The 9,341-nt window shown below is 65.3% G+C and carries 10 protein-coding genes; 4 read left to right on the top strand and 6 right to left on the bottom strand.

Annotated features, from left to right (window positions below; all coding sequences use genetic code 11):
• Positions 1-251: 251 nt before the first annotated feature.
• From coaD to ACK5IR_RS15040, 3 genes are all read right to left on the bottom strand, one after another.
• Entirely contained in the window at positions 252-752 is a 501-nt protein-coding gene (gene coaD / locus ACK5IR_RS15030) for a pantetheine-phosphate adenylyltransferase (RefSeq protein WP_416929987.1), read from the bottom strand.
• 106 nt (positions 753-858) lie between these two features.
• Positions 859-1,326 carry a hypothetical protein gene (locus ACK5IR_RS15035; RefSeq protein ID WP_416929988.1) on the bottom strand — a complete coding sequence of 156 codons (468 nt, stop codon included), beginning with the start codon at positions 1,324-1,326 and terminating at the stop codon, positions 859-861.
• 140 nt (positions 1,327-1,466) lie between these two features.
• The gene (locus ACK5IR_RS15040) at positions 1,467-1,901 is read right to left on the bottom strand and encodes a CBS domain-containing protein (protein ID WP_416929989.1); all 435 of its coding nucleotides are present in this window, start codon (positions 1,899-1,901) and stop codon (positions 1,467-1,469) included.
• Between the two features lie 197 nt (positions 1,902-2,098).
• On the opposite strand from ACK5IR_RS15040, the gene ACK5IR_RS15045 reads away from it, so the two are divergent.
• The gene (locus ACK5IR_RS15045) at positions 2,099-3,598 is read left to right on the top strand and encodes a CoA-acylating methylmalonate-semialdehyde dehydrogenase (RefSeq protein WP_416929990.1); all 1,500 of its coding nucleotides are present in this window, start codon (positions 2,099-2,101) and stop codon (positions 3,596-3,598) included.
• 96 nt (positions 3,599-3,694) lie between these two features.
• A complete protein-coding gene (locus tag ACK5IR_RS15050; protein ID WP_416929991.1) occupies positions 3,695-4,447 on the top strand; it encodes a glycosyltransferase family A protein in 753 nt (250 codons plus the stop codon).
• A 48-nt stretch (positions 4,448-4,495) separates the two neighbouring features.
• On the opposite strand, the gene ACK5IR_RS15055 is transcribed toward ACK5IR_RS15050, so the two are convergent.
• Entirely contained in the window at positions 4,496-5,419 is a 924-nt protein-coding gene (locus ACK5IR_RS15055; protein ID WP_416929992.1) for an AEC family transporter, read from the bottom strand.
• Positions 5,420-5,554: 135 nt separating this feature from the next.
• Between ACK5IR_RS15055 and ACK5IR_RS15060 the strand changes: the two genes are divergently transcribed.
• Together ACK5IR_RS15060 and ACK5IR_RS15065 are read left to right on the top strand one after the other, a co-directional pair.
• The gene (locus ACK5IR_RS15060) at positions 5,555-7,108 is read left to right on the top strand and encodes a hypothetical protein (protein WP_416929993.1); all 1,554 of its coding nucleotides are present in this window, start codon (positions 5,555-5,557) and stop codon (positions 7,106-7,108) included.
• 85 nt (positions 7,109-7,193) lie between these two features.
• Complete coding sequence (locus ACK5IR_RS15065) at positions 7,194-7,811, top strand: TetR/AcrR family transcriptional regulator (protein WP_416929994.1); 618 nt, start codon at positions 7,194-7,196, stop codon at positions 7,809-7,811.
• Here ACK5IR_RS15065 and ACK5IR_RS15070 read toward each other — a convergent pair whose 3' ends face one another.
• Positions 7,812-8,531, bottom strand: a complete 720-nt coding sequence (locus ACK5IR_RS15070) for an NYN domain-containing protein (protein ID WP_416929995.1) — start codon at positions 8,529-8,531, stop codon at positions 7,812-7,814.
• 11 nt (positions 8,532-8,542) lie between these two features.
• A partial coding sequence (locus ACK5IR_RS15075; RefSeq protein ID WP_416929996.1) for a zinc-binding dehydrogenase occupies positions 8,543-9,341 on the bottom strand: 799 nt, incomplete at its 5' end.

A 9,341-nucleotide genomic window follows, 5' to 3' on the forward strand; every position in this document is an offset into this window, starting at 1 on the left:
TTCGTGCGCGCGATGAGGTCTCAAGGCGCCCGCCCGAGGGGGCGGACGGGCGCCGCCCGGGCCGCCAGGGCGGCTGTTCCGGGCGAAAGGGGAACGGCAGCTTCGTCCGCAAAGCCGACAATTACGAACACTCCGTCCCCATGGCCGCAGCTATGGTCACCGGAATGAATGCGCGACAGGCACAAGCCTCGCCTTGAGCGACCGCGCTCCCGCGACGTGACAATCCTGGCGCCCGGCGTCGACCCGAGAGTTCAGCAATTGCTCCGGAACTTGTCCTGCAATGCCCTGCGCACCTCGGGCGAGACGAATTTCGCGACGTTTCCGCCCAGCCGCGCGATCTCCTTTACCAGGCTGGACGAAATCGCCTGATGCTGCGCTTCGGCCATCAGGAACACGGTCTCCACCTCGGCGTTCAGCGCCCGGTTCATGCCGACCATCTGGAATTCGTACTCGAAATCGGCGACCGCGCGCAGCCCGCGGAGAATCACCTTGGCACCGACATCGGTAGCGCAGTCGATCAGCAGATTCTCGAACGGGTGGACGACAATCTCGCAACCGGTCCCTGCCGAAATCTTGCGGGCTTCGGCGTCGATCATCGCAACCCGCCGTTCGAGATCGAAGAGCGGCCCCTTGTCGCGATTGATCGCGACACCGATCACCAGCCGGTCCACCAGCGCCGTCGCCCGGTGGATGATGTCGAGATGGCCGAGCGTGACCGGATCGAACGTGCCCGGGTACAGGCCGACGCGCATGGGCTTTCCTCCGTTACCTGTCTGCACGCAACATCATCGCGCGGGCGAACTCAAGCACCGGGAAGCCGGTGCACGGCATTTGCCGCGCCGCCGGCGACAGCGTGCATCACTTCGCGAGTTGCGCCGAAACCGGCGGGGCAAGCCGTTCGGGCGGGCTGGCCACCAGCAGAAGCTCCAGTGCCTCGTCACGGGTGGAGACCCAGTGACTGGTGCCCGAATGGATCACCAGCACCGATCCGGGGCCGAATGCGGCTTCGGCGGCGGGATCCACCACATCGCCATCGGCGTAGTAGAGCGTGCCGGACAGCACGAAGGCCAGACGGTCCTGTCCGTCGCTGGTTGCGTGCGCGTCGTGGGCTGGCGTGTTCGCCGGCACCCGCACCAGCACGACCGCCGGCGCCCCCGCATCGCCGATCGCCAGCGGCGTCAGCGTCGCGCCGCCGTCCCCCCAGACGGGTGCCCCCGGAAGTGCCGCCTTGTCGAGCGCCACGCTGGGCCCGCCATCGGCAAATGCCGCCGTGCATGCCACGGCAAACAGACCGGCCGCCACCGTCAGACCTTTGGTAATCTTCATGTCCATCACTCCTGTTTGGCAGAAGCGACCGGCGCCGGAGCTTGCTCAAGGTCGTATTGCTGGCATTCGCCCGGCCGCCGCCCGGATATATCAGCACATTCCGCAAATGCGAATGTCCTGCGGGCCTGCGATGCCCGCGTTCAATGCCCCATTATCATGCCTTCGAGCGCATTGCGCTCCATCGAAAGCTCGTTCAGGCGCGCCTTGACCACGTCGCCGATCGAGATCAGCCCGACCATCCGGTCGCCGTCCATCACCGGCATGTGGCGGAAGCGGCCCTCGGTCATCCGCGAAAGCACGGATTCGGCGGTTTCGCCCGGGGCGCAGGTCTTGATATCGGCGGTCATGATCGCATCGACCTTGTCCGACATGCAGACGGGGCCGCGCTTGCCCAGTTCGCGCACGATATCCCGTTCGGACAGGATACCGGCACAGGTGTTCGTCGCGCTGCTGACCACAACCGAACCGATCCGCTTCACCGACAGCAACTGCGCCGCCGCCTCGACGCTCGATCCGGCTGACACCGTGATCACTTCGCCGCCACCCTTGGAGTTCAGGATTTCCTGGACAATCATTCGTTGCGCTCCTTCCCGATATGCAGTCCCGTTCATCACCTCGTGCTACCGTCAACCGCGCACGGCCTCCCTGTCAACTCTCTGTGCGGCATGTCGTCCCGGTGCGGCCCGGCAAAAGCGCCGCTTCATGTGCAACTGGCGCTGTCAACCGCCATCAGGCACGGCTATTCTGGCATCTGAAATTTCGGGAGGTCATCATGAACGAACTATCACACTTCGTCGACGGACAGCGGGTTGCCGGAAAATCGGGCAGATTCGCCGATGTGACGAACCCCGCCCTGGGAGAGGTCACGGCCCGGGTGCCGCTCGCCTCGCGCGCGGAAATCGACGACGCGGTGGCAAGGGCCGCCAGGGCACAGGTCGGCTGGGGCAACACCAACCCGCAGCGCCGGGCGCGGGTGATGATGGCCTTTGGCGCCCTGATCAACGAGAACATGGACAGGCTGGCCGAACTGGTCAGCCGTGAACACGGCAAGACCCTGCCCGACGCACGTGGCGACGTTCAGCGCGGGCTCGAGGTGGTCGAGGTCTGCATGGGTGCCCCGGCGCTGCTCAAGGGCGAGTTCACCGACAATGGCGGCCCCGGCATCGACCTGCATTCCATGCGCCAGCCGCTCGGCGTGGTGGCCGGCATCACGCCGTTCAACTTTCCGGCGATGATCCCGCTGTGGAAGATGGCCCCGGCGCTGGCCTGCGGCAACGCGATGATCCTGAAACCGTCCGAGCGGGTGCCCTCGACATCGCTGATGCTGGCCGAACTGCTGAAGGAGGCGGGCCTGCCCGATGGCGTGCTACAGGTGGTCAACGGCGACAAGGAGGCGGTTGATGCCATTCTCGACAACGAAACCGTTCAGGCGGTGGGTTTTGTCGGCTCGACCCCGATCGCGCAGTATATCTATGGCCGCGCCGCGACGAACGGCAAGCGGGCACAGTGTTTCGGCGGCGCCAAGAACCACATGATCGTCATGCCCGACGCCGATCTCGACAAGGCGGCCGATGCGCTGGTCGGTGCGGGCTACGGGGCGGCGGGCGAACGCTGCATGGCGATATCGGTTGCGGTTCCGGTGGGCGCGGAAACAGCCGACCGGCTGATTGCAAAGCTGATCCCGCGCATCGAGAAGCTGAAGGTCGGCCCCTATACATCGGGCGAGGACGTGGATTACGGCCCCGTCATCACCGCCGCCGCCCGGCAGCGGATCGAGGGGCTGATCGCCTCGGGGGTGGACCAGGGGGCGGAGCTTGTCATCGACGGGCGGGGCCTCAGCATCCAGGGTTACGAAAACGGATATTTCATCGGCCCCAGCCTGTTCGACCGTGTCACCCCGGCGATGGACATCTATCGCGAGGAGATCTTCGGTCCGGTGCTCTGCACCGTGCGCGCGGATGGCTACGAGGATGCGCTCGACCTGATCATGGATAACCCCTCCGGCAACGGCACCGCGATCTTTACCGCCGATGGCGACACCGCGCGCGATTTCGCTCACCGGGTCAATGTCGGCATGGTCGGCATCAACTTTCCCATCCCGGTGCCGCTGAGCTATCACACCTTCGGCGGCTGGAAGAAATCGGCCTTCGGCGATCTGAACCAGTATGGTCCCGATGCCTTCCGCTTCTACACCCGGACCAAGACCGTCACCTCGCGCTGGTTCTCCGGCATCAGGGAGGGTGGCGAGTTCAGCTTCCGCGCGATGGACTGATCGCCCGGTGCGGAACCGGTTGCGCCGTCACGTCACATGCCTCAGTAAGGATCAAACCGGCCGGAAATCTTCCGGCCGCCTGCCCGGGTCGTGCCAATGATCGTCGCCAACCTCGCCACCTATCCGGCCCGACGCGCCGCAATCCCCGGGGTGCTGGCGGCGCTTGCGCCCCAGGTCGACCGGCTCAATCTCGTCCTGAACGAATACGACACGGTGCCCGATGAGGCGCGCGGGTTCGACAACGTCAACCCGATCCTGCCGCCGCGGGATCTGAAGGATGTCGGCAAGTTCTATCCCGATGTCGCCGGTGCCGACTGGGTGCTGATGGTCGACGACGACGTGATCTATCCGCCGGATTTCGTTGCCCGCTCGGTGGCGCAGATGGAGCGTTTCGGCGATCGCGGGATACTCGGCGGTTATCACGGGTCGATCTACGCCAGGCCGAAGTTCAGCTTCAACCGGCGCAAGTTCGCCAGATGGCTCAGCTATCGCGACCGCAACATCCAGATGTGGCGGCGCAACCTGACCTTCTACAAGGAACTGACGCAACCGACCGTCGTCGACCAGATCGCCACCAACGCCGCCATCCTGCGCGCCGATCTGATGCCCGGTTTCGCCTATATGGAGGACTCGCAGCGTTTCGTCGACGTGCGGCTGGCGAAATGGTGTTTCGAGCACGGTATCCTGCCGGTCTGCCTGGCGCGTCCGGCCGACTGGCTGCGCCCGGTGCGCTACGAGGAAACGATCTTCGACGATTTCACCCGCTCGAATCATGCCCATGTCGCGCGCGAGATCTGGAGCTACGCCTTCAAGGTTCCCGGACGGGGCGGGGTACTGGCCGATCGTTGAAACCTGTGGCCAGGACGCTGAATCGCCGGGTTCTCACGCGGACCGGTGTCAGGTTACCCGGGCGATCACTATCGAAAGGGTCACCACCGAGGCAGCGGTCGAGACGAGGATCGCGGTCGAGACCCGGTGCGGCGCGACCCCGTAGTGGCGGGCGAGGATATAGACGTTTCCTGCCACCGGCAGCGCCGCGGCCGAGATCATCACGCCGGCTGCGAACCTGTCGACCGGAAACACGACAAACGCCATGAATCCAACTGCGGCGGGATGCAGGACCAGCTTGCAGAAGCTCAGCCAGACCGCCACCGAAAGCCGCTCGGCGCCTTTCGATACCAGCGAGGCGCCGATGGCGAAAAGCGCGCCGGGCGTTGCCGCCGCACCCAGCAGGGCGAGAAACTCGTCCGCCGGGCCGGGTAGCGGAATGCCGGTTGCCGACCACAGGAAGCCCGCCAGCATCGAGACGATCATCGGGTTTTGCGCCAGCCCCCGGCCCACCGACAGCAGCACACCCGGGGCGATGCGTCCGTCGCGGCTGGCGGTGACGACAATGACGATCAGGCTGGAAAAGACCAGCAGATCGACCGCCAGCACCAGCATCACCGGGCCGATCGCCTGTGCGCCCAGCAGCAATGTCAGCATCGGCACGCCGAGAAAGCCGGTATTCCCGACCACCGCGCATTGCGCCTCGACCGCGGCTTCGGCCACCGGCGCCCGCCGCAGCAGCGCCACCGCCGTCGCCAGCAGGTAGACCAGCAGGCTGCCGGCAAGATAGGCCCAGAGAAACGGCCAGTCGATCACCGCGCGCAGCGAGAGGTTGGCCGAGAACCGGAACAGCATGGCCGATAATGCGAAATAGAAGACGAATCTGGTCAGCCACGCCGTTGCCTCGTCGGGGAAAAACCGTGTCCTCCCGGCGCCGTAGCCGAGCGCGATGATCGCAAAGAAGGGCAGGGTCTTGAGAAAGATCGGCAGCATGACTGGCCCCTAACACGCGCCGCTAGTATGGTCACCACACTCACCGGCGCGGCCGGTGCGATTTCTGCCGTCATTCCGACGGTCCGGGCAGATCGCGCCGCGTGAGCATGTTTGCCCGGCAGCAGGGGGATGCCAATGGCCATCGGGAAAACCAGAGAGGTCCAGACCGACCCGCGCCTGATCGAGATCAACACTGCTCGGGTACTGGCCCACCAGCCGGTCCATTACGGCGTGATCGACATCGGTTCGAACTCGATCCGGCTTGTCGTCTACGACGATCTGGGCCGCGCGCCCTTTCCGCGCTTCAACGAGAAGTCGCTCGTGGCGCTCGGCGCGGGTCTGGATGCGGAGGGGCGCTTTACCGAAGAGGTGCTGGATACCGCGATGTGGGCGATCCGGCGCTTTGCCGCCATCGCACGTGCGATGGACGTTCCGCGTGTCGACGTTCTGGCCACCGAGGCGACCCGCCGCGCGGTCAACGGCGCGGAGTTCATCGAGACCATCCGCGCCGAGACCGGATTGAACCCGCGGATTCTCTCGGGCGAGGAAGAGGCGACCTATTCGTCGCTCGGGGTGATCTCGGGCTTTTTCCAGCCCAAGGGGCTGGTCGGCGATATCGGCGGCGGCAGTCTGGAGGTGGCCGAGATCGTCGGCGACCGGGTGACCGAGCGCCTGACCAGCATGCCGCTGGGCGCGCTGCCGGTCATCGCGATGATGGCCGATGGGATCGACCCTGCCAAGAAGCGGATCGACGAGATCCTCGACGGAAACCTGCCGCCGCTTCTGACCGAGCCGGTGTTCCACGCCGTCGGCGGCGGATGGCGGGCGGTGGCACGGATTCACATCGCGATGACCGGCCATCCGATCAGTGTCGTGCACGGTTACGAGGTGCCGGCCAGGGAAATCTCGGCGCTTGCCAAGAAAATCGCCAGGATGACCCCGGAAGAGGTCGCCGCCCTGCCCGATGTGCCGGGCCGTCGCATCGGCACGCTTCCTGCCTCGGCGCTGGTGCTGTGGCGGGTGCTGCGCAAACTCAAACCCGAGCGCATCGTCTTTTCCGCCTTCGGCCTGCGCGAGGGCTGGCTCTATGCGCAGCTCGACGAGGAGGAGCAGTATCGCGATCCGCTGGTCGAGGGCGCGATGGCGATCGGCCTGCCCGGGGCGCGGGTACCCGCCTTCAGCGAGGCGCTCGGCCGCTGGACCGACGACCTGTTCCCCGGGGAAACCCAGCACGACCGCAGGATCCGGCTCGCCGCCTGCGCGCTGACCGATATGGCCTGGCGCGACCACCAGAAGGTACGGGCGCTCGAGTGCTTCCTTCGGCTGCTGCAATTTCCGTTCATCGGCATCTCGCATCCCGAACGTGCCTTTCTCGCCCTGGTCGTGCTGTTTCGCTACGATGGAAAACTGGACGAATTCGTCACCGGACGGATCGGCGACATGCTGACCAGAAACGAGATGCAGCGCGCCGAGATCCTCGGCCGTGCGCTGCTGCTCGGGCATCGATTCTCGGCCAGCATGCCCGAAATTCTCGAACAGTCGCGCCTCAGGGTCGATCCCGACGCGGTGCGTCTCGAAGTGGGGGATATCCACTGCATCCCGGAAAGCGACGTGGTGCTGACCCGTCTGCGCGGGCTGGCGAGGGCCACGGGGGTCACCGGCGCCGAGATCGTCGAATCCGGCGGCTGACCCCTGCCGACCCCTGTCGAAACGGCAGGTTTCGCTGCCGAGCCGCAGGGGCTATGTTCCGCGCGACCGCAACGGAGTGACGATGATGGGTGCGACAGCCGGCCGGATTCACAGGGGCCGCAAGTTTGACCAGGTCGTCGAAGGCGCGCGTGAGGTCTTTCTGCAGCAGGGTTTCGACGGCGCCAATGTCGACGATATCGCGTGTTCTGCGGGCGTCTCGAAGGCGACACTCTACAACTATTTTCCCGACAAGCGGCTGCTTTTCGTCGAGGTGGCCACCCGGGAATGCCGCCGCCAGGCGGAAAACGTGCCATCGGTGATCGATTCCGCGCGGCCGCCGTCCGAGGTGCTGACGGAGACAGCCGAGCGGATGATGTGCCTGTTCCTGTCCAATATCTGGCATGCCATGTTCCGCATCGCCGTGGTCGAGGCCGAGCGTTTCCCCGAGCTTGCGCGCAGCTTCTGGAACAACGGTCCAACCCGCTGGCACGAGACGCTTGTCGCCTATTTGCGGGCGGCGACGGAGCGCGGCGAGCTTGCCATCGAGGATTACGACCTTGCCGCCGATCAGTTCACCGAGCTTTGCAAGGCCGATCTTTATCCGCGCATGCAGATGGGGCTCGAACACAGCTTCACCCGCGCCGAACGCAGGCGCGTCGCCCGGGGCGCGGTGGAGATGTTCCTGACCCGCTACGGTACCTGATCAGTCGATCCGGCGCACCTGCAACTGGTTGCCGGGGCCGCGCCGGGTTTCGAAAATCCCGATGGCCTGCACCAGATCCGACAGCTTCTTCCTGCCGTAGGTGCGGGTGTCGAAATCGGGATTCGCCGCGACGACGAACTGACCGAGTTGCCCCATCGGAAACCAGTCGTCATCCTGATCCATCCCGTCCATCGCCCTGAGGATCAGATCGCGCGCCTCGTTCAGCGGCCTGGCCTTGCTTTCGGCTTTTTTCGGCGAGACCTTCTCGTCACCCGCAGCCGAACTGTCGATGTTTTCCAGATAGATGAACCGTTTGCACGCCTTGCGGAAAGCCTCGGGCGTCTTGCGTTGGCCGATGCCGTAGACATCCAGCCCCTGTTCGCGGATCCGGCTGGCCAGCCGGGTGAAATCGCTGTCGGAGGAGACCAGCACGAACCCGTCGAAACGGCCGGTATGCAGCAGGTCCATCGCGTCGATCACCAGCGCGATATCGGAGGCGTTCTTGCCCACGGTATTGGCCGGCTGGTGGAACGGCACCAGACCGAATTCGGCCGCCACCTTGGACCAGCCCTTCATCTGGGAGGACGAGAAATCGCCATAGACCCGCCGGACCGATGCCTCTCCCAGTCCGGCGATTTCGTCGAAGATCGCCGGGGCGTATTGCGGCGAGGTATTGTCGGCGTCGATCAGGACGGCAAGCAGGGGGCGTTGGTCGGGCATGACGGCTCCGGTCAGTAGATTACGACGGAGCGGATCGATTCGCCCGCATGCATCAGGTCGAAACCCTTGTTGATGTCGTCCAGCGTCAGGGTGTGGGTGATCATCGGGTCGATCTCGATCTTGCCCTGCATGTACCAGTCGACGATTTTGGGCACATCGGTGCGCCCGCGCGCGCCGCCGAAAGCGGTGCCTTTCCAGACGCGGCCGGTGACGAGCTGGAACGGCCGGGTGGAGATCTCGGCGCCGGCGGCTGCGACGCCGATGATGATCGATTCGCCCCAGCCCTTGTGGGCGGATTCCAGCGCAGTGCGCATCACGTTCACGTTGCCGGTGGCATCGAACGTGTAATCGGCACCGCCCCTGGTGAGGTTGACCAGATAGGGGACCAGATCGCCCTCCACCTCCGCCGGGTTGACGAAATCGGTCATCCCGAAACGTTCGGCCATCGCCTTCTTCGCCGGGTTGAGATCGACGCCGACGATCTGGTCCGCGCCGGCAAGGCGCAACCCCTGAATCACGTTGAGCCCGATGCCACCCAGGCCGAAGACGATGGCGCGGCAGCCGATTTCCGCCCTGGCGGTGTTGATCACCGCGCCGATGCCGGTGGTGACACCACAGCCGATATAGCAGATCTTGTCGAACGGCGCGTCCTCGCGCACCTTTGCCAGCGCGATCTCCGGCAGGACGGTATGGTTGGAGAAGGTCGAGCAGCCCATGTAATGCAGGATCGGCGTGCCGTCGGGCATGGAGAAGCGGGAGGTACCGTCCGGCATCAGGCCCTGGCCCTGGGTGGTGCGGATCGACTGGCAG

Source organism: Tropicimonas sp., from assembly GCF_047971885.1.
Taxonomy (GTDB): Bacteria; Pseudomonadota; Alphaproteobacteria; order Rhodobacterales; family Rhodobacteraceae; genus Tropicimonas.

Excerpts from the sequence above, each read along its gene's own strand:
- coaD (WP_416929987.1), bottom strand. The coding sequence starts at position 752 with ATGCGCGTCGGCCTGTACCCGGGCACGTTCGATCCGGTCACGCTCGGC.
- ACK5IR_RS15035 (WP_416929988.1), bottom strand. The coding sequence starts at position 1,326 with ATGAAGATTACCAAAGGTCTGACGGTGGCGGCCGGTCTGTTTGCCGTG.
- ACK5IR_RS15040 (WP_416929989.1), bottom strand. The coding sequence starts at position 1,901 with ATGATTGTCCAGGAAATCCTGAACTCCAAGGGTGGCGGCGAAGTGATC.
- ACK5IR_RS15045 (WP_416929990.1), top strand. The coding sequence starts at position 2,099 with ATGAACGAACTATCACACTTCGTCGACGGACAGCGGGTTGCCGGAAAA.
- ACK5IR_RS15050 (WP_416929991.1), top strand. The coding sequence starts at position 3,695 with ATGATCGTCGCCAACCTCGCCACCTATCCGGCCCGACGCGCCGCAATC.
- ACK5IR_RS15055 (WP_416929992.1), bottom strand. The coding sequence starts at position 5,419 with ATGCTGCCGATCTTTCTCAAGACCCTGCCCTTCTTTGCGATCATCGCG.
- ACK5IR_RS15060 (WP_416929993.1), top strand. The coding sequence starts at position 5,555 with ATGGCCATCGGGAAAACCAGAGAGGTCCAGACCGACCCGCGCCTGATC.
- ACK5IR_RS15065 (WP_416929994.1), top strand. The coding sequence starts at position 7,194 with ATGGGTGCGACAGCCGGCCGGATTCACAGGGGCCGCAAGTTTGACCAG.
- ACK5IR_RS15070 (WP_416929995.1), bottom strand. The coding sequence starts at position 8,531 with ATGCCCGACCAACGCCCCCTGCTTGCCGTCCTGATCGACGCCGACAAT.